An 18,460-nucleotide genomic window follows, 5' to 3' on the forward strand; every position below is an offset into this window, starting at 1 on the left:
AAAAAGGGGGTAGTTATGGCAACTCTCAAAGTTAACGGTACCGAATACTACTATGAAGAGCACGGTCCCAAAGAGGCTCCGGCAATTGTACTCAGTCCACTTCTTTATACAGACACTTCAGTTTATGAGCCTCTCATTCGTATGTTCTCTGATGATTACAGAGTCATTGTTTATGATCATCGTGGTTTAGGAAAATCCGCAGGTGCACCGAGTGCCAGCCTTGAAAATTCCGCCAAAGATGTCGCCGCTTTAATTGAAAAATTAAATTTAGGTCCTTGTCATTTTGTTGGAAACTGTCTTGGCTCTTTTGTAGGTTTGCATTTGGCGATTCATCGCTCGGATCTTTTAAAAAGTTGTACGTTGATGGGCGCCACGGCAGAGTCTGAAAGTGACGAGACTGTTCGTGATATGGATACGTTCATCACGAATGCAAAGAAAAACGGAATGAAATCGAGTGCGAAGTCTTTTTCTGAAATGTGGTTTGGTTCTACGTTCCGCAATACGAAAGATCCAATTCAAGTCACTCGCAGGGAAAAATGGATCAATCATCTGGGAAAACTAAAACCAGAAAGTCTGGATGCCGCCACGCAAATCTATCATCGCAGTGATGTGACAAAAGACCTTTCAAAAATCAGCTGTGCGGTTTTGGTGATTGCCGGTGATGAAGATTCACCTACGAATTTGGAAGCTTACCGACGTATGGTTAAAGCTATTCCGAATGCAGAATTTAAAACCATTCATCATGCAGGATATGCGCTTGTGATTGAGCAACCTGAAGAGATCGCAGAAAACATTTTAACATTCATCGAAAGAGTGGAGCACCACTGGGCTGCAAAACAAAAACAATCTCCCCGCGAGTTTGGTTTTAGAAAAGCGAGTTAAAATGAGACGTTTTTAGGGCTGCCGAAGTTTCGGCAGCTTTCCGAAGGGGCGGAGTCTCAACTGTCGGACTCTCGGTAGGATTTTTTTCATCTTTAAAATAAGGCGCTTTTAGGACTCTTTTTAGTGGTTCTGCCTTTGCTTTATAAATCTGCAAAGCAAAGGAGTTTTTATGAAAAAGAAAATCATGTCTTTGTTTCTTTTAGTCGCTGTTCTTGGCCCTGCGGCTGCAATGGCGGACTCACGATCTGTAAACACGGAGGATCTTTTTGATGCGTGTACATCGGAGGAACTGAAGAACGGTTGTAAGAAAACGCTGTATTTCGGTTTAGGTACTATCAACAATATTCAACTAAACCGAGGTGAGAGGTTTATTGTAGACGTTCAGACGCGCGATTGTTTTAACAAGCTGGATATAGAAACGAATTCGTGGGACCGCCATCGTCTTTACACAGGTGATATGTTTATAAAGTCGGGAGTTTATACAATTCTGAATCAAAGCCAAGACAGCTGCGAAGTTGTGCTTAAGGTGGTCGGAAGAAGATAAGTGTCGTTTGTTGGCGAGGGCTGTGAAAACTTCATGGCCCCGTGTTAAAACAGTCTTATAAATTCATTTAATTTCATTTGAGCAAAATTCATGTCGGCACAAGGCTTGTAATAAAGGCGGTGTTATCTCAGGACGTGTGAGGAAGTTATGATGAATTTAATCGCCTTTTTTAGCTTAATTCTGTTCACAACAGAGGCGCTTGCAAATGAGGTCGTTGTTACTTGCCGTGGGTCTTTAAAGCCAACTATGGCCTCTGTTGAAACGTACAAGGTTTCGCTGACGGATCGTGGAAACATAATTATTGAAGGTCAGTATAAAGACACTCCTTCGATTTTTATCAATGTGGATAAAGATGAAGTCGTAAAACAAAACGATGATGAAGGTTTGCACTTGGAATCTTCAAAGAAACGCTTGGGAATGGTTTTCTCTAAGCAGTCTGTGCAGATCAATTATAAAACGGGTAAAGGCTCGGCTCGCGATTTTCAAACCATGGACAGCATGGTGAAACCACGAACCGTATTTTTGGATAACTGCCGTCGTTAGTAATTCACAAAAAGATCTTGGGCTTTCGGAGTGCTCTTGATGAGCTTAAGATCTTTCATTTGCTGAACCAAAGTCTCCCAGCGAGTCGCTGTCATAGATCCCAAAGTTTCTTTTGTTTCGATCAAAGGCTTTTGCACGTCTGCTGCTTTATTAAATGTCTCTAAGTCTAAAGATTTGTTCAGGGTTGCCATGTATTGATTCGTAGCTTTGGGGTCTTTCAAGTAAGCAGCCCAACCTTCACGAGAAGCTGCGACAAGTTTTTTTGCCAGTTCTGGTTTCTTGTTCAAAGTCTCTTCCGTTGCACCAATCACAACAAGATATGGATTAAAGCCTTCGTCGGCGATTAAGAAGTTCTTCACTTTCGCGCCGGCTTTTTCTGCACTCAAGGGTTCTGTGGTGATAAAACCTTGTTGAGAGAAGTCTTTGTTGTTGAGGAAATTACTTACCCCGCCAGTATAAGGAACCACTTTAACTTTGGGTTTCCCAAACTTTTGTACCAGGAATTGATAATAGGGAAGACCTGACTGCATGGAAAGAATGCCTTCACCGGCAAAAACATCTTTGAGTGATTTGAAGTTCTTTTCAGCGTGAGTCATCACGATGTAGGGAGCTGTTTGATAAACGGCAAAAAGACCTTTCACCTTGTTCTTCGTATTTCTATCTTGAGAAAGAATGATTTCATCAGCACTTACGATCGCAAATTCAACTTTGTTATTCGCAAGCATTTGCACCGTCGGAGTTCCTGAACCGCCTTCTAAGATTTTTACATCAAGTCCGTGTTTTTTATAGATTCCTTGAAGAACGGCCGCATAGAATCCGCCAAATTCAGGCTCGGCTTTCCAGTTTAAAGCCAGTGTGACTTGAGTCGGGCTTTGCGCAAAAGCAGATGAAGCCAAAAGAAAAACTAAAGAAAGAATCCATGTTTTCATTTTAAATCCTTTATTCCTGAGATGAAGATGCAAAAGGGCGTCGCCATGTGATGATCTTGTGAGCTCCTGCAAGAACTCCCATAAATAACAATCCCATAATGGATAACAATAATAACGCTCCAAAGACGATGTCCACTCTTTGCTGCGTGCGTGCAGAGTCAATCATAGCGCCTAAGCCTCCGCCCCCGACAAATTCTCCTGCGATCGCACCAATGATGGAAAGACCTGCAGAAATTTTAAGTCCTGAATAAATATAAGAATAAGCGCTGGGAAGTTTAAGTTTGATTAAAGTTTGAATGCGGCTGGCGTGATAAATACGGAAGAGGTCTCTTTGTGATTCACTAGCACTCTCTAGACCCATCAGCGTGTTTGCAATGATCGGAAAGACAGAAACAATAAAGCTTGAGGCGATCACTGTTGGAGCGCCGAAGCCAAAATAGATCACAAGCAATGGAGCGATAGCGATAATAGGAACAGTCTGAAAGAAAATTGCAAAGGGTAGGATCGCTCTTTTTAAAAGATCGGAAAGAGAAAATAAGAATGCTGTGAGACTTCCAGCTACGATACTGATCGCTAGACCTAATAGCACGTTGATCAGAGTTTCTTTAAACGCTGTTAGGAAGTCTGCCTTTAACTCTTGAAGTGTTTGAATCACAGTGGAAGGAGCAGAAAACAAAGTGTCGCTAATCACGCCCTGGCGCACGCAGAACTCTAAGAGCACCGTTAAGATGACAAAACTAATAAAGGCTGGAAGAAAACGTCTCATGCTTTCAGCCTTTCAGAAAGATATCTAACGATACGGTTGAGGTCTTCAGAGGTTCTTAAAGCTTCTGTGCGATTTTTCGGGAGATCCAATGTTTGATCTAAAGTGATTTTCGCACCGGCTCCTTTTAACATAATAATTCGCTCAGATAAGTAAGTGGATTCAAACAATGAGTGCGTGACAAACACGATGGTCATCTTTTCGTTTTTCCACAACTCTAACAATTGATTTTGCATTTCAAAGCGTGTCGTTTCATCCAGGGCTGCGAAAGGTTCGTCCATCAACAAAAGTCGTGGAGAACTGACAAGGGCTCTGGCTAAAGAAACACGCATTTTCATACCGCCAGAAAGTTCATGGGGAAAAAGTTTTGCGAATTCTTCCAGTTTTACTTTTTTAAGAGCGGCCATCACACGGTTTGATTTTTCTTCATAAGAAAGATTTTTGAATGAAGAATTCAGTTCAAATGGTAGAAAGACATTTTCAAAAACAGAGCGCCACGGAAGTAGGTTGGCCTCTTGAAAGACAAAACTAAAAGATCTTTTTGCGGTAGGGGAGAGACTCACCTCCCCGCTTGTCGGATTTTCTAGACCTGCAATGAGTCTTAACAATGTTGATTTACCGCAACCTGAAGGACCGACAATAGAAACAAAAGAGCCGGGCTCAATATCAAGATTCAAATCTTTAATCACTTCACGCTTTGGGAAGTTTTTTGCAAGATCCTTGATGTGAATGCCAAGTCCTTCTGTCATCAATTACACCCAATCGTAGTTAAAGCTGATGCTGATACGCTCTTTGTTGGAATCGTTCTTAGGGACCTCGTGACGAAGCCAACTCTCAAAGAGCACCACGTGGCCTTCTTTAGGATCTAACGAATAATAGCGTTGGTTATAGTCTTTAGCGTTGTGTTTGCGCGGCGGGGACGCCATGAAGGAATCCATGCGCGGATCTTCAAATTTTAAGGAAGAACAATTTTTCGGAGTTTGAACATAATAAGTTCCGCTGATTACGGAAAGTGGATGCAAGTGCATGGTGTGAATCACGTCCGTCGGCATGACGTTCACCCAGCAAGAGGTCATCTTGAGTTCTTTGGGATTGATGTCCATTTCAAGATGCTTCACGAATTTACGAACGTGCTTATCGATTTCTTTTTCTAACTCTTCAAAGGTGCTGGAAACTTTGTGCAAAGACGAAATTGATCCGTAAGAGGTGTATCCGCCTTTATAGTTTTTGCGCGACCAAACCTGACCTTCCTCATCGATCTCTGCGAATTTTAGAGCTTCTATTTTTAAATCTTTATTGAGCTCCGCCAGGCCTCGTGATTTCAGGGGAGAATAATAGATAAAAGTGGGGAATAAGGTCTTTATCATTTTGAGACACCTTCGCAAATACTCTAGAGATATCCTCAACATAGGGCCAATTGTGTCTCAATTCAAGAACAGAACGTCAATTGTTAGACAGATGTTAGCCCCTTCATCAAAGCAACACCGTCAGATAGAAATAGAGGCACTCCTGCGTGGCACCGCCTTTGCTTTAAGTAAAGGCATTACCAAGGAGTGAATTATGAAAAAGCAATTACTTGTAACAGTTATCGCAATGATCCCTGCTATGAGCTTTGCGAAAATCTCTGACTTTAACGCTCTTATTTCTGAGAACGTGAAAGCTCAAAATGAACTTCACTCTACGGTGAAACACAATCTTGATGATGCGAGAGATGCAGTTGCTGCCGCTCAAGTTCGCGAGCGCATCGTTGTAGTTGAAAACTCAGGTGTTACTTACAATGCACCTACTAAAAAAGATCTTTTGGCTTTCAAAAAAGAAAAACGCAGTCACCGTGCTTCTGAAGGCAAACAGTTCGAGCGTCTGGCTTCAGAAATCAACTCTGCTGACTACTAATTAGAAGTTTAAATTTTGAATCACCAAGGCCTTCCGAATCCGGAGGGCCTTTTTTATTGGTCAAAGAATGAGTTTACGAAGCTCTTGTTGAGAGTAGACGTAATCTGCATAGACCATCGTGTTCGTGATATTTCTGTGTCCCAAAGCCACTTGAACGAGGCGCAAATCCTTCGTTTTTTGATAGAGCTCAATAGCGAAAGTGTGTCTTAAAGCGTGAAACTTCTTTGGAACGGGGCGATACATTTCCCAGACCTGATAGAGGCGATTGTAAGAGATTGGAAAGACCGAGGTTCCGCCTTGCTGTTCAGCGAAGCGATGAAGTCGATTAAAAAGGTCGGAATGAACCGGAATCTCGCGATCATTGGAGCCCTTTAAACCCCGGATAAAAATGCTTTCATCATAAGGGTTCAAATCACTGCGTTGAATGTTGAGAACTTCTTGAGCACGGGCCCCGGTCCGCAAAGCCACCCAAATCATCAAACAATTGCGTGGGTCTTTATCTTGAAAATCCCCGAGAATTTTTCGCAAACGTTCCGTTTCGGGCGCGAGAAGATATTTGTTCTTATTAAGCTGATACCGAGATGCCGTGGCCATAACCCATCATTCAGAAGTCGAGGTGCCTTTGACAAGGGGATCTTGCGACGCAGCGCATTCAAAGTGTTGATATATAGAAATACTTTGTTTAGATGCACCTAGACATAATATTGTGCAGCGCATAAAGATCTAACCACCAGAAATCACTAAATAAAATACATAGTAAAATCATATACTTAACACTAAAGCTTATAACTATAAGCTTTAGTGTGATTTGAAAATGGGGTGCCTGGGGTATACCTGGAAGAATTCTTTTGTAGTTTCAATGACTTAGCTTGACGCCCGGAAACCTCTTCTGGAATCATATCTGTATTATACAACGTTATTTATTGTGAATAACAACATAAATGTTGTGAAAAACAATAGTCCAGATGGGGTTTAAATGGAAATGGACGTTCAGGGTCTAGGTCAGGAAGGGTTTGAAAAAGCCACGTTTGACGGGGGTTTTTTGGAGGGGGATTTAGGGCCTCGTTCAAAGACATCTTTAAGGATGCATTATGAAGCACAGGTTTCAGTCATCCAAAATCAGATCGGAAATTTGGAAGAAATTCGGGGGTCTTTAGGGCTTTCTCAACGCAAAATGGCCCAACTTCTTTTGGTCGATCCGTCCACTTGGACTCGTTGGACGAAGCAGGGCGATGAAGCTCCCCCGCATATTTGGCGGGCTCTTCAATGGTATTTGGCTTTGCGGGAGAAAATCCCAGGTTTAACGCCTCAATATTTTATCAGTACAAATCCGCAGGTTTTGCATCAAAAGGCTTTGAAGGAGTTGGAAAACGAACGCCAAGAACGCCTTGAAAACATGGGAAATTTCTCTCAGAAATTGCAGATTTTGGTGGATGAACGCGCAGGACTTGAAGGAGAGCTTAAGAAGCTTAAAAAAGACCTGAATTTTCACAAGAAGATGAGTATAGTCATCCTTCTTATTAGTATCTCTTGGGCAGCCGTTTTCTGGTTTTGGAAAGGTCTATGATTAAACACGACACCATTCGACTTTTAGTCACGCAAACCATCTTTGAAGTTGTTTCTTCTGTTTATCCGGACGTTGTGCCGCATGTTTTATCACGTGAAGCTTTGGAAATCGAAATTTACAAAGCTCTTGTATTGCCTCCGCAATCAGAATTGGGTGATCTCGCTTTTGGCTGCTTTTTGCTTTCAAAATCTTTGAAAAAATCGCCAGCCGACGTGGCAAAAGAAATCGCCAACGGCATTGCTGCTAAAAATACATCCGATATTAAGGCTGTTGCCGCAGGTCCGTATGTGAACATCACTGTGGCTGCTGAACTTCACGGAAAACTTGTTTTAAGTGATATATTAAGCGGCGGTTTCTTTAAAAAACAGCTTGTCGAAAAATCTCCAAAGACAATGATTGAGTATTCTCAACCAAACACTCACAAAGAGCTTCACGTGGGTCATATGAGAAATCTTTGTTTGGGAGATGCGATCGTTCGCATGCAAAGATACGCAGGCCGTGAAATTGTGGCTTCTACATTCCCTGGTGATATGGGAACTCACGTGGCGAAATGTCTTTGGTATATGAAAAAGCACAACCAAGAGCCAGTTCCTGAGACAGGAAAAGGGGAGTGGCTGGGGCGTATGTATTCTAAAGCCAATCTGCTTTTGGAAGATCAAAACGGCACTCCGCAAGAGGCGATCAATCGCCAGGAACTGACAGACATTCTTCATCAATTGGAATCAAAAAAAGGACCTTACTTCGATCTTTGGAAAGAGACTCGCGAGTGGTCTATTGAATTGATGAAAAAGGTCTATAAATGGGCCGATGTGACTTTTGATGAATGGTATTTTGAATCAGACATGGATTCTCCGTCTGCGGCGTGGGTGAAAGAACTCTACGCTCAGGGAAAACTTGAAATGTCTGAAGGCGCTATCGGAAAGAATTTAGAATCTGAAAATCTTGGATTCTGCATGCTTTTAAAATCCGATGGCACAGGACTTTACGCGACGAAAGATTTGTTGCTCGCAAAACATAAATTTGAAGACGTGCACATCGAAAAAAGCGTTTACATCGTAGATATGCGCCAGGCTTTGCACTTTAAACAAGTCTTCCGCGTTCTTGAAATCTTAGGCTTTGAACAAGCAAAGAACTGCTTCCACCTTCAATATAATTATGTGGAACTTCCCGATGGAGCGATGAGTTCTCGTAAAGGCAATATCGTGCCTTTAACTGAACTTGTTCACCGCATGGAGGATCACGTGAAGACGACTTACTTAAGTCGTTATGAAAATGAATGGACGAAAGAAGATATCAACACCATCGCTGGACAAGTGGCGAAAGGGGCGATCTTTTACGGCATGCTTCGTATCGATACGAATAAGAAAATCGTTTTTGATATGAATGAGTGGCTAAAACTGGATGGGGAGTCTGGACCTTTTGTTCAGTACTCTTACGCGCGTATTTCAAGTCTTGGCAGAAAGTTCCCGCGTACACAAAAAGATGTGAACTGGGGACTTCTGACTCACGCTTCAGAACGTCAGTTGATGCAGGCGTTGTTTGGATTTAACTCTTCAGTTGCACAAGCAGCAGAAAATTATAAACCAGCTGCGATCTGCACTTATTTGTATGAACTCGCGAAAAAATTTAACGTCTTCTATCATGAGTGTCCGATTGGAACAGAAAAAGATGAAGCGATTCGCGAAGCACGTCTGGCTTTGAGTTCTGCTGTCGGTATCACTCTCAAACAAGGTCTGGCTGTTTTAGGAATGCCGGCTCCAGAGAAAATGTAGAAAAATAAAGCAAAGAAAAATACTGCTCCAGCTGAAGTGTCCCGACACTTCAGCACTGCGTCCTGCCGGACCGCATTATCACTAGTCTTTTTACTCAAATGGAACCATGATCTCCTCGCAATTTAAATTACGAAGGAGCCTACATTGGGAACTTTTGAGCTTATTTCTAAGCATGGAGACCATGAGCAAGTTGTATTCTGTAACGACCCTCATGTCGGACTGAAAGCGATCATCGCTATTCATAACACTTCTTTGGGACCTGCTTTGGGTGGTACCCGTATGTGGAACTACAAGAATGAAGATGAAGCTCTTGTCGACGTTCTTCGTTTGTCTAAAGGGATGACTTATAAAGCGGCGGCTTCTGGTTTGAACTTGGGTGGTGGTAAAGCTGTTATCATCGGCGATCCAAAAACTCAAAAATCAGAAGGATTGTTCCGTGCATTCGGTCAATTCGTAAACTCTTTGAATGGTAAATACATCACGGCTGAAGACGTGGGCACTTCTGTTCAAGATATGGAGCACATCTACATGGAAACTCCTTGGGTGACAGGTATCCCTAAGGATTTCGGTGGATCTGGTGACCCATCTCCCTACACAGCACATGGTGTTTTGATGGGGATTAAAGCCTCTGCAAAAGAAAAATTCGGAACTGATTCTTTGAAAGGCATGAGAATCGCCGTTCAAGGTCTTGGAAACGTAGGTTCTAACCTTGTGAAGTACCTTAAAGAAGAAGGTGCTGTGATCACAGTGGCTGATATCGATATGAACCGCACGAAAAACGTGGCGGAAGCTTACTCTGCAAAAGCGGTTTCACCTGATGAAATCCTTTTCACTGAGTGCGATATCTTGGCTCCATGTGCATTGGGTGCGATCGTAAACGATCAAACAATCACAAAGTTTAAAACAAAAGTGATCGCTGGTGGCGCGAACAACGTCCTTGCTGAAGCACGTCACGGTGACCAATTGAAAGAATTGGGCATCCTTTACGCTCCAGACTACGTGATCAATGCCGGTGGTTTGATGAACGTATTCGTTGAACTTGAAGGTTACTCTCCAGAGCGCGCCTTTGAGAAAACAAAACGCGTTTACGACAATATCTTGAAAGTTTACGAAGTTGCAAAACGCGACAATATCGGAACTCACACAGCTGCGGACCGTTTGGCTGAAGAGCGCATCAACACAATTGGTCGCTTGAAACAACGTCACCCAGGTAAATCTTCTCGCGCGTTTACGACGCTTAAAGAAGTACATAACCGTTAGTCTTCGTTCAGCTGCTCTCGGAGGCACTTAGTGTGGCCATCCGTGAGCAGTCTTTCTGACGGCCTTCGTGGCCGACAGAGCAAAGTACTTATAAACCTCGGGCCATACTCTTCTTTCCTGGCCACGATGGCCAGGAAACAGCCTTCTCATGGACGGAGGCACCTCGCATCATTGTCTCAGCTGTATAAAGCACTCTATTGACATCCCACCTCGACCAAAGAACAATCTTTCTTCGTGTAAGTATTTATTAACAGCGAGGAATATCTTGAGCACTAAGTTTACAAAAGATGAGTTGAAATCTCCGGATCAAGTGACACAAACCCTTAGAAAAGGTTTTGTTTGGACAACGGGACATTCCAAAATGGTTATCACAGCCATTGCCGTTTTTATCGTGATCGGCGCTGGTGCTTCGATCATGAACTACATGACTGAGAAAAAAGAAGTTTCTCAGCAAGAGAAATACTTCCTTCTTGAGAAAGCCTATAGTGAGAAAAAACGTGGTTTTGAAGAAGCGGCTCGCGCTGAAGTGATGGCTGCTCAGTCTAAAGATAAAAAGAATGTTCCAGCCGTAGATCCTTCTAAAAAAGCTTCTGGTGACATGCAAAAAGACTATGGTACGGAAATCACGGGCTTTGAAGCTTTCATCAATCAAGCTCCAGATACAAAAGCAGCTCAAATGGCGGCTTTGAATTTGAGCGAAATCTACATGAACTACAAAAAGAACGACGAAGCGCTTGCGACGTTGGCGAAAGTAGAAAAAGGTCTTGATAAGAAAGACGTGCTGACAGGTCTTGTTCTTATGCAGATGGGAAATGCTTTGGCAGATAAGAGCGATTGCAAAGCGGCGATTGAAAAATGGCAAACTTTGACAAACAATAAAGCTTTGGCCTTTGCTCATGATGAAGCGAAACTTCGCATGGGTCTTTGCTTTGAATCTATGAATGACTTGGCAAAAGCAGAAGAAATCTACACTGAGATCGGCAAAAAAGACGATCAAGGCACAACAGATTTCGCGGCTTCTCGTGAAGCTCAAAAATATTTGCGTTTGTTAAAAGCGAAAAAGAATCTTTAGTCAGGGGACTTCATGAAGTCGATTCTTCTCGGATCTCTGGTGCTGGCTTTGGCAGGATGTGTGACAGTGGATCGCACTCTTGAGCAATGGAGTTCAAAAAATAACAGCAAAAGAGAATACGAAGTTAAAACGGCGTGGGTTCGTCAGACGACTGTTAAAGACAATCTAGGCTTTCGTAAAATCAATCGCATGACACCTCTTTTGGTGAATGATCTGGTCATTCAAGGCAATGGTCTTGATGGCATCGTCGCTTACGAAAAAGAAAATGGCCGTCAGAAATGGCGTTTGGCGATTCCAAATGGTGTTGAGCCCAGTGCTACATCCATTCGTGATCGTTTGTTCGTAGGTGCGAGCGACGGGAATTTTTATTCTGTTGAATCCAGCTCCGGTCAAATTCAGTGGAGTTTTCCAACGAAGGCCGAAAATCTTTCCGCACCTTTGCTTGAAGAAGGCGTGGTTTATTTCTTAGCGGGCAACAACGTGTTTTACGCGCTTGATGCGGCGACGGGACGTCAATTGTGGTTGTATTCCCGTCAGGACACATCGCAGTTTTCAATTCGCGGTGGCAGCCAAGCGGCGTTTCATAACGGCACTTTGTATGTCGGATTCTCTGACGGATCTTTGGTGGCTTTGAATGCGAAGACAGGCGCTGTGGTTTGGGAATTACAACTGAATCGCAACAAACGTTTCCGTGATATCGATGCAACTCCTGTGATTGATGGAAATCAAATTTATATCGCAGGCTATGATGATAAACTTTATTGCGTGTCTTTAGATAAAGGCGAAGTGATCTGGCGTATTGATGGCGGCGGTTATAGTGCTGTCACTATGATTGGAGACAAAATCATTTATCCTACGACCAATGGTGAAGTCTGGGCTTTGAAAAAAGCCAATGGCGATAAAGTTTGGAGCTATAAACTTAAAGAAGGTATTGCTACTCAAGTAAAAGCTTACAAAGGTTCGCTGGTGTTTGGGGAGTCTCAGGGGAAATTAAAATTCCTAGATCCAAACTCTGGGGCGGAACTGGGCGCGATGGAACCTGGTCGGGGCATTCTTTCAGCTCCTCAGGTGGATGAAAAAGCTGGTCGCGTGTATTTCATTTCAGGCGAAGCCAACCTTTTCGCGATCAACGCGGGTTGGATTAAAACACCTTATTTTAAGGAGTAAGAGATGAAAAAGCTGCTTATGACTTTACCTCTTGTGTTCGTTTTGGGTGCTTGCACTCATGGCAATTGCAGGACGCAAAAAGGGGCGGAAAAAACAGCCGTAACAAGTGAGGTTCCTGTGACTAAATCAGCAGCAACGGATCGTGTGAAAGTTTATAAACCCGATGGATCTCTTCAATGTGGTCAAGGTAAGGCCATCCCTGTTGCAGAAATGCAAAAACAACTGAAAGGGATTCAGGTTTATTCCTCTGCAAATAAAAACGATGGAATGATGCGAATCCAGCTTTGTGGTTCTCCAACAGGCAATAACAACGTCTATGAAATCGATCGCAAAGACCTCGAAGCCGCTTTAAAAGCGGGCTTTAAAGAGTGGACTTTCGAATAAAAAATCAGACGGGGAGTCGGGTCTCATTGTGAGACAAAAATACCAGTATGGTATTTTTGCGCGTAAGCCCCGAAGGGGTTGAGGGCAGGAGCCCGAAACCCGTCTCCCCTCTTGACAGGCGGGTGACAAATCTTGAATTTCGCCCCCTTCTCAGATTGAGATTAGCAAACCATTTTAAATACTTAACCCGACACACAGACTTTGCATAGGACACCTATGAGGTGTTTTCTATGCGTAAGATCTATACTCTTGTACTGGCATTCTTAATCGCTACAGGCGCAGTGGGCGGCACGGCTCGCGCTGAAATGACGGCTGAACACAGAGCCCAATTGACTCAATTGGATTATCTTTTGGCGGTCGATCGTTTGGATTTCTATTCAGATGGTCTAGCGGATTATTTGATGGATCACGATCAGAAATTGGCTGCTGAAGCCATTCGCCGTATTGAACCTGAAGACTACGCAAAAGAACGATACACACAACAAGATCTCAACAATCCAGATAAATGGAATGAATTGATCTTGCGCATGTTACATAAGAAATTCCCCGAATTTAAGAACCTCACTTTGAAAGATATCGAGTGGAATTATAACTTCTTCCGTAAAAAATTAATGGAAGGCTTTAAGGCTGATCCGATCACTTTAAAACGTGAAGCTTCTGTTTCTGGTTTAAACAACGAGCCTGTGACTTACAACAAAAGATCCATTCCCAATGTGGATGGCAAAGCTATTTTGCTAGATGCTGAACGATATATTTCTGAAAAAACAACTCGCGCACTTTTCTGGGATGCAGCGATCACTGGTAAAGCGATTGAATTCCACATGGGTACTGAGCGCGACTTCCGTCAAAGAGTGTCTCAAGAAGACCGAGAAGTCGTTGCGGAAGTAAAAACTCGTTCTGCGAACTACAATAAAATTTATTTGGTCTATGATGCTCGCACAAAAGAATATTCTTATGCGTTTACGCGTATTTCTGGCGATGACCGAGTGAAACACTTGATCGCTCAATTGCGTATTTTGAAATACGAAAACAAAGTGGCTTTAAAGAGTGATTTTGTTCGTGTGTATGGAAATGCCAATGCCGTTCACAGACAGCAAGAACAACGTCTTGTGGAGCTATTTAAAACTCTTCCAAAAGCAGACATGGTTGTGATTGGTCAAAAGTCTGCGATCGGCAACGTAATTGCAATGGCTGGTATGATGGCTCAAGTTCAACCAGATATTAAATCCGTTGTCGGTCCTGAGAAATCACAAATTCAAAAACTTTCTCAACGTGTGACTGAGACAGGAACTTATTTCTCTGTAACAACAAAAGCTCCTGTTGTGAAAACAGAGTTTGAAAAAATGCAAAATCCAATGGCTTCTAGTTATGAAATCGTAACTTCAGAACAGCCAAGTCATGACATTTCAGATGTTCTTTTAGAAACAAAAGACGGTCGCATCGTGCGCTGGAGATTTATCTCTAATATGTGGGGAGATGAAGTTGTTCCTGTCGCTCGCGCTATCAAGAATTCCGGCCACGACAAAGTGGTTTATATCGGAACTGCTGGTGGAATTATCGGAAAAGGTCTAAAAGTCGGGGACGTGGTTGCTCCCTCTAAGACTTACACCCAAGATGGCAAATTGTTTGATCTTGAAAAACCTTCTTACGGTACGGATTTCGTAAAAACAGGTCAGACTTTGGGGCAAGTGACGTCTCCGTTTGATGAAACTAAAAAGTGGTTTGATAAATGGAGCAACAAGATCGACGTTGTTGAACTTGAGACGGGTTACTTAAAAGAAAACCTCGGTCCTAAAGTCAGCTTCCAACCATATCTTCTTGTCTCAGACGTTGTTGGCTCTGAGCATGAGACACTGGCAGTGGCTGCGGCGGACTCTGGAAAACGCAAGAACGGTCAACTAAAGCTTTTAGAGAGCTTGTTTGTGAATAACGGAATCAAAGCTCCGGTTTCAAATGTTGAAATGATCTCGGCTGAAGGCGCAGTTAAAGCAATGTATCATAAAATTGATTCATTAAGAGCATCTCGCGACGTCACTTCGAAATTGCAATTAACTCAATTGGCTCTTCGCAAAGGCTTAAAAACGGATGCTGAGTTGGAAGCTTTAATTAAAGCAGAACCTTCTTTTGATCGTCAGCTTTTGATGGATAAGCTTGAGAAATATTCTGGTGCTTTGGAATTGATCTCTAAAAAGATTTCTGGAGTGAGCTTTGCGATCGTTGGTGGCGAAGAACTTTTGAATGGCACTTGGAATCCTAAGAAAGCTTTGAAGTTGCAAGTGATGGCAGGAAACATGTCTGCAGCTGATGCTAATAAAGTGTATGCTGCGGAACTTTCTAAAATCCAATCTGTGATGGGTAAAGAACTCAGCATTGAAATGGTGACTTTCGATGCGGAAAAAACTCGTCAAGCGGTGTTCTTTAACTCGAACTCAAAACGAGTTCTTGCAAACCACTACGAAAATAAAATTCTTAAGAAATTAGGTTTAACTAAAGAAATCGATAAAAATGGTGGCGTTCGTTTCCGCGAAGTCACTGAGTTTGCTGGAGGTATGAGATGCGAAGCCGTCCTTTTGTAAAAAGAACTCTTCCTTGTTTGGCGGTGGTCCTGGCTGTAACAATGCAAGCGGTACCGGCGCACGCGGGTCTTTTTGATAAGATCATGTCAGCAGCAACGCAGATTTTAAACAATGCTAAGACGACTCCATCTCAACCACTTAAAAGTGGAATGACGGGGGCGCAGGCAGCCAATGCGACTCAAGCGTCTGGTACTGCAAAAGCACCGTTCAATGTCGAAGCAGATGTTATTGGAAAAATCGTTGCTGAAACTCAGCCGTCGCCTTATTCAACAGATCTTCGTAAGACGTCCAAAGCCGTGGCTGAAAAAGTAAGCCTTGTGGCGACAGAGACTCATACGGAAATCATTCCAGAATACACGGAAAAAGGTCTGATTTTCCGTATTCGTTATGATGAAACGGCTCTTCAGAATCCAAAACTTCTTGTGAAAGATTTGGCTTTGGCAAGAATGCTCACTTCGACTTCAAATTATTGGGGCACTCAATCCAGCATCTTTGAAGGCACCATGAATGAAAAACTTCGTGCTGAAGTGGAATCTCCGCATGCGATTGCGGAACTTATCACAAATGTTCGCGAAGGCAGTCCGACAGCGAAAGCTCGTTGGAATACTTTGCAGGCGGATCTTTTAGAAAATGTTTCTGTAAAACAAAACATTCTTCAAGAAATGGGTCTTAGTTCAAATGTCGTTCAAGATATTCGTGAAGAATTAAAAGCTAAATCTGCAGCTCTTGATGAAGCGGCCGCTCAACACGCGCGCAAACAACAAAAGGCCTTGGATAAATGGAAATCTGAGACGGGTGCGCTTGATAAAATGGAAGCTATGCAAGACAAGCTTGATGATTTGATCTTAAAGAATGACCGTAAAGGCGTTCGTCAAATGCTTGAAGCTTATCTACCTTGGTCTGTGATGGAGCCCGTAGAAGCAAATACATGGAAAATCTGGCTTGAAGCCATCGAGCATCCAGATGCTTCAAAATCAACGGTCGCATTCCGTGGTTTGAAATACGATACGGATAAAATCCAACGCAAACAAACTGCGAATGGCGAAGTTTATGGATTTATGTCGACAGTTTTAACTAAAAACCAAGGAAGTTATACGCGTCGTTTGAGATCTCTATCTACAAACCGCGAAAAAAATGGAGATATTGGATTTAAAGTTCACGGTGAAAATATCAGATCGACAAAGATCACAGATCAGATGACGGCTCATGCAAGAAGTCCTGTGGCGTCGAGCTTTATCTCATTTACATACGATCCAAATATCGCTTACAGATTCATGGGTCAAAACGTAACAAAACAAGTTAAAGGAGAAAACGTTTCGGTTCCATACGGTGGTCTTTTGGTAGTTAAAATGGATTCACGCCGAATGATTCCAAACGTGCCATCTATGTACAGCAATGAAATCGAACTTTTGGCGCCATTGTTGGTATTCCCAGATGAAGTTGTTAAATACAAAGAAGGATCATTTACCAATGAATATTCATTTGCTAATTTCGTAAAAGAAATCTCTGATAAAACCGGGATTAATTTCACGAACTGGTCTACGGCGGCAGATGCCAATAATGAAGGCCTTAGAGAAAGATACAATCGCGAAGGTCATGAGTTCCTGAAACAAATGACGGAAGTGAATTTAAAAGCGATGAGTTGCTCAAAAGTATTCTAAGAATTGAATCAAAAATGCAGGCTCTAAATCGATGGATTTGGAGCCTTTTAAAGCCTCAGATCGAATATATCCAGAAAAGACATATACTATACGTTACATAATATAACTTATCAGAAGAATATGTAGACCTTCCCCTGAACCTGTTTTAGCCACTTAATCTGGTTGTGGCGGCGTTACGATATCAAAGGAATTCAACTTCCAAGTTTCTTTCCACGATGGATCTGTTGTCACGATCACCGTTGCAAGCAAACGTTCTGAAATAGGATCCAGTCCATCATTTGGATTTGCTACACAGATTGCTACGATCGATTTCGCCACCATTTTATAGTTTGATAATGTTGGCTTAAGGTCTATGGATCCATATTCTTGAAAATCAGAACATACAAATGAGCCACCGTGTTTTGTGTAACTTTCTTCATGGGATTTGTATTCTTTTGATAAGCGAATCACTGATTCCGCTCGATTGAAAGAGGCTTTCGATACACTTGCTACCACGATAAAACTCAGCATAACGAAAAGATATGGGGCTTTCATAGATTCTATTCTCCTTAAAACGCAGAAACCTATCACATCTCTCTTCCAACGTTCGTTAGAAGTTTGAAAGAAAAAGGGGATAGTGAGTCTCTCCCCGTCTCTTATGTATTTTTTCTGGCGAAGTTGACCGGTTTTTTTATTCGATTTTAACTGCGTATCCCGCGGAGGATTTATGAAAAACTTGGCAGCTCTTTCAGTCTGTATTTTATCTTTTTCTATCTCAGCAAACGCAGGCCTTTTAGAAGACAACTGCAAACAACAAGCTTTAGAGATTGTTGAATCCACGCGAAAGACTTTGCATGATTATCAGCCTTTTAATCTTGAAGCGAATCTGATTAGCACAAATCTCAGCAAAACACCTGGAATTGCTCGAACCTTTGAGTACGATGTCTTTATGATCGAAAATAACGGTGCTCTCAGGCCGGTTCATTACCTGGTTTACATGGGAGTGACTTCGTTAAACTACGACCGTTGTGACGCTGTTTTAAACGTCAGAACGATCTTTCCCCCTGCTCCCCCACAATCACGACCTGGACCACCGTGTGCGGATTAATTATTGAGCTAAAAATTCGCCAATGATTTGATTCGCAGAATCTTCTGTATATTCAGGCGATAAAAGCATTTCGGAAAGAGTCAGAATCTCTTCGTCATCCAGACGAGATCTTATACACTTATCCGAAATCAAAGCTTTAACGACTTCGCCTTGCACAGTTTTAAAAGGCAAATCGACAATACGCATTTGCTCGATTTTCTGCGCTGTTTTTTTGCGGGCTTTGCAGTACTTCGCTGGTGCCGCTTGAATTTGGAAAGACGTAAGTAACATTATAAAGACGATGAATGATTTCATAAAAACTCCTTTGCTAAATTCGCAAAACGTATATCAAAGGAGTTTCTGAATTTCTTAAATTAATCG

The 18,460-nt window shown here is 42.5% G+C and carries 20 protein-coding genes; 13 read left to right on the forward strand and 7 right to left on the reverse strand.

The window, feature by feature from the left end; all coding sequences use genetic code 11:
* Positions 1-15: 15 nt before the first annotated feature.
* The 3 genes from AAAA78_RS09455 (at position 16) to AAAA78_RS09465 (ending at position 1,969) form a co-directional block, all read left to right on the forward strand.
* Entirely contained in the window at positions 16-882 is an 867-nt protein-coding gene (locus AAAA78_RS09455; RefSeq protein WP_340591721.1) for an alpha/beta fold hydrolase, read from the forward strand.
* Between the two features lie 169 nt (positions 883-1,051).
* Positions 1,052-1,426, forward strand: coding sequence for a hypothetical protein (locus AAAA78_RS09460; RefSeq protein ID WP_340591723.1), 375 nt, complete (start codon positions 1,052-1,054; stop codon positions 1,424-1,426).
* Positions 1,427-1,573: 147 nt separating this feature from the next.
* The gene (locus AAAA78_RS09465) at positions 1,574-1,969 is read left to right on the forward strand and encodes a hypothetical protein (protein WP_295906128.1); all 396 of its coding nucleotides are present in this window, start codon (positions 1,574-1,576) and stop codon (positions 1,967-1,969) included.
* Here the strand turns inward: AAAA78_RS09465 and AAAA78_RS09470 are convergent.
* Genes AAAA78_RS09470 through AAAA78_RS09485 form a run of 4 tightly spaced genes read right to left on the reverse strand, consistent with a single transcriptional unit; the run spans position 1,966 to position 5,028 of the window.
* Positions 1,966-2,898, reverse strand: a complete 933-nt coding sequence (locus AAAA78_RS09470; protein WP_340591725.1) for an ABC transporter substrate-binding protein — start codon at positions 2,896-2,898, stop codon at positions 1,966-1,968. The genes AAAA78_RS09465 and AAAA78_RS09470 overlap by 4 nt on opposite strands.
* A 10-nt stretch (positions 2,899-2,908) precedes the next feature.
* Entirely contained in the window at positions 2,909-3,664 is a 756-nt protein-coding gene (locus AAAA78_RS09475; RefSeq protein WP_340591726.1) for an ABC transporter permease, read from the reverse strand.
* Entirely contained in the window at positions 3,661-4,410 is a 750-nt protein-coding gene (locus tag AAAA78_RS09480) for an ABC transporter ATP-binding protein (protein WP_340591728.1), read from the reverse strand. The genes AAAA78_RS09475 and AAAA78_RS09480 overlap by 4 nt, the downstream gene beginning before the upstream one ends.
* A gap of 3 nt (positions 4,411-4,413) precedes the next feature.
* Positions 4,414-5,028: a 2OG-Fe(II) oxygenase family protein gene (locus AAAA78_RS09485; protein WP_340591729.1), complete on the reverse strand. Its 615-nt coding sequence runs from the start codon at positions 5,026-5,028 to the stop codon at positions 4,414-4,416.
* 193 nt (positions 5,029-5,221) lie between these two features.
* Between AAAA78_RS09485 and AAAA78_RS09490 the strand changes: the two genes are divergently transcribed.
* Positions 5,222-5,554, forward strand: coding sequence for a hypothetical protein (locus AAAA78_RS09490; RefSeq protein ID WP_340591732.1), 333 nt, complete (start codon positions 5,222-5,224; stop codon positions 5,552-5,554).
* A 60-nt stretch (positions 5,555-5,614) separates the two neighbouring features.
* On the opposite strand, the gene AAAA78_RS09495 is transcribed toward AAAA78_RS09490, so the two are convergent.
* The gene (locus tag AAAA78_RS09495) at positions 5,615-6,148 is read right to left on the reverse strand and encodes a tyrosine-type recombinase/integrase (RefSeq protein WP_295902819.1); all 534 of its coding nucleotides are present in this window, start codon (positions 6,146-6,148) and stop codon (positions 5,615-5,617) included.
* Between the two features lie 382 nt (positions 6,149-6,530).
* Between AAAA78_RS09495 and AAAA78_RS09500 the strand changes: the two genes are divergently transcribed.
* The 8 genes from AAAA78_RS09500 (at position 6,531) to AAAA78_RS09535 (ending at position 17,013) form a co-directional block, all read left to right on the forward strand.
* Positions 6,531-7,121, forward strand: coding sequence for a hypothetical protein (locus tag AAAA78_RS09500; protein WP_340591734.1), 591 nt, complete (start codon positions 6,531-6,533; stop codon positions 7,119-7,121).
* Positions 7,118-8,893, forward strand: coding sequence for an arginine--tRNA ligase (gene argS / locus AAAA78_RS09505; RefSeq protein WP_340591736.1), 1,776 nt, complete (start codon positions 7,118-7,120; stop codon positions 8,891-8,893). The genes AAAA78_RS09500 and argS overlap by 4 nt, the downstream gene beginning before the upstream one ends.
* A 144-nt stretch (positions 8,894-9,037) precedes the next feature.
* On the forward strand, positions 9,038-10,153 hold the full coding sequence (locus AAAA78_RS09510) for a Glu/Leu/Phe/Val family dehydrogenase (protein WP_340591738.1): 1,116 nt from the start codon (positions 9,038-9,040) through the stop codon (positions 10,151-10,153).
* Between the two features lie 265 nt (positions 10,154-10,418).
* Positions 10,419-11,225 (forward strand): tetratricopeptide repeat protein, encoded by an 807-nt coding sequence (locus tag AAAA78_RS09515; protein WP_340591739.1) that lies wholly within the window; start codon positions 10,419-10,421, stop codon positions 11,223-11,225.
* A gap of 12 nt (positions 11,226-11,237) precedes the next feature.
* The gene (locus tag AAAA78_RS09520) at positions 11,238-12,392 is read left to right on the forward strand and encodes an outer membrane protein assembly factor BamB family protein (RefSeq protein WP_340591741.1); all 1,155 of its coding nucleotides are present in this window, start codon (positions 11,238-11,240) and stop codon (positions 12,390-12,392) included.
* 3 nt (positions 12,393-12,395) lie between these two features.
* Positions 12,396-12,776: a hypothetical protein gene (locus AAAA78_RS09525; protein WP_340591742.1), complete on the forward strand. Its 381-nt coding sequence runs from the start codon at positions 12,396-12,398 to the stop codon at positions 12,774-12,776.
* Positions 12,777-13,006: 230 nt separating this feature from the next.
* Complete coding sequence (locus AAAA78_RS09530) at positions 13,007-15,352, forward strand: hypothetical protein (RefSeq protein ID WP_340591744.1); 2,346 nt, start codon at positions 13,007-13,009, stop codon at positions 15,350-15,352.
* A complete protein-coding gene (locus tag AAAA78_RS09535; protein ID WP_340591745.1) occupies positions 15,331-17,013 on the forward strand; it encodes a hypothetical protein in 1,683 nt (560 codons plus the stop codon). The genes AAAA78_RS09530 and AAAA78_RS09535 overlap by 22 nt, the downstream gene beginning before the upstream one ends.
* Before the next feature lie 153 nt (positions 17,014-17,166).
* Here the strand turns inward: AAAA78_RS09535 and AAAA78_RS09540 are convergent, their stop codons facing one another.
* Positions 17,167-17,547 carry a hypothetical protein gene (locus AAAA78_RS09540; RefSeq protein WP_340591746.1) on the reverse strand — a complete coding sequence of 127 codons (381 nt, stop codon included), beginning with the start codon at positions 17,545-17,547 and terminating at the stop codon, positions 17,167-17,169.
* A gap of 172 nt (positions 17,548-17,719) precedes the next feature.
* Between AAAA78_RS09540 and AAAA78_RS09545 the strand changes: the two genes are divergently transcribed.
* Positions 17,720-18,100 (forward strand): hypothetical protein, encoded by a 381-nt coding sequence (locus AAAA78_RS09545; RefSeq protein WP_340591747.1) that lies wholly within the window; start codon positions 17,720-17,722, stop codon positions 18,098-18,100.
* Here the strand turns inward: AAAA78_RS09545 and AAAA78_RS09550 are convergent, their stop codons facing one another.
* Positions 18,101-18,394: a hypothetical protein gene (locus AAAA78_RS09550; protein ID WP_340591749.1), complete on the reverse strand. Its 294-nt coding sequence runs from the start codon at positions 18,392-18,394 to the stop codon at positions 18,101-18,103.
* Positions 18,395-18,460: the final 66 nt, after the last annotated feature.

Origin of the sequence: Bdellovibrio sp. BCCA (genome assembly GCF_037996825.1) — a bacterium.
Classification (GTDB): Bacteria; Bdellovibrionota; Bdellovibrionia; order Bdellovibrionales; family Bdellovibrionaceae; genus Bdellovibrio.

What these genes read in the sequence shown, in the direction of transcription:
- AAAA78_RS09455 (WP_340591721.1), top strand. Translation starts at nt 16, where the DNA reads ATGGCAACTCTCAAAGTTAACGGTACCGAATACTACTATGAAGAGCAC.
- AAAA78_RS09460 (WP_340591723.1), top strand. Translation starts at nt 1,052, where the DNA reads ATGAAAAAGAAAATCATGTCTTTGTTTCTTTTAGTCGCTGTTCTTGGC.
- AAAA78_RS09465 (WP_295906128.1), top strand. Translation starts at nt 1,574, where the DNA reads ATGATGAATTTAATCGCCTTTTTTAGCTTAATTCTGTTCACAACAGAG.
- AAAA78_RS09470 (WP_340591725.1), bottom strand. Translation starts at nt 2,898, where the DNA reads ATGAAAACATGGATTCTTTCTTTAGTTTTTCTTTTGGCTTCATCTGCT.
- AAAA78_RS09475 (WP_340591726.1), bottom strand. Translation starts at nt 3,664, where the DNA reads ATGAGACGTTTTCTTCCAGCCTTTATTAGTTTTGTCATCTTAACGGTG.
- AAAA78_RS09480 (WP_340591728.1), bottom strand. Translation starts at nt 4,410, where the DNA reads ATGACAGAAGGACTTGGCATTCACATCAAGGATCTTGCAAAAAACTTC.
- AAAA78_RS09485 (WP_340591729.1), bottom strand. Translation starts at nt 5,028, where the DNA reads ATGATAAAGACCTTATTCCCCACTTTTATCTATTATTCTCCCCTGAAA.
- AAAA78_RS09490 (WP_340591732.1), top strand. Translation starts at nt 5,222, where the DNA reads ATGAAAAAGCAATTACTTGTAACAGTTATCGCAATGATCCCTGCTATG.
- AAAA78_RS09495 (WP_295902819.1), bottom strand. Translation starts at nt 6,148, where the DNA reads ATGGCCACGGCATCTCGGTATCAGCTTAATAAGAACAAATATCTTCTC.
- AAAA78_RS09500 (WP_340591734.1), top strand. Translation starts at nt 6,531, where the DNA reads ATGGAAATGGACGTTCAGGGTCTAGGTCAGGAAGGGTTTGAAAAAGCC.
- argS (WP_340591736.1), top strand. Translation starts at nt 7,118, where the DNA reads ATGATTAAACACGACACCATTCGACTTTTAGTCACGCAAACCATCTTT.
- AAAA78_RS09520 (WP_340591741.1), top strand. Translation starts at nt 11,238, where the DNA reads ATGAAGTCGATTCTTCTCGGATCTCTGGTGCTGGCTTTGGCAGGATGT.
- AAAA78_RS09525 (WP_340591742.1), top strand. Translation starts at nt 12,396, where the DNA reads ATGAAAAAGCTGCTTATGACTTTACCTCTTGTGTTCGTTTTGGGTGCT.
- AAAA78_RS09530 (WP_340591744.1), top strand. Translation starts at nt 13,007, where the DNA reads ATGCGTAAGATCTATACTCTTGTACTGGCATTCTTAATCGCTACAGGC.
- AAAA78_RS09535 (WP_340591745.1), top strand. Translation starts at nt 15,331, where the DNA reads ATGCGAAGCCGTCCTTTTGTAAAAAGAACTCTTCCTTGTTTGGCGGTG.
- AAAA78_RS09540 (WP_340591746.1), bottom strand. Translation starts at nt 17,547, where the DNA reads ATGAAAGCCCCATATCTTTTCGTTATGCTGAGTTTTATCGTGGTAGCA.
- AAAA78_RS09545 (WP_340591747.1), top strand. Translation starts at nt 17,720, where the DNA reads ATGAAAAACTTGGCAGCTCTTTCAGTCTGTATTTTATCTTTTTCTATC.
- AAAA78_RS09550 (WP_340591749.1), bottom strand. Translation starts at nt 18,394, where the DNA reads ATGAAATCATTCATCGTCTTTATAATGTTACTTACGTCTTTCCAAATT.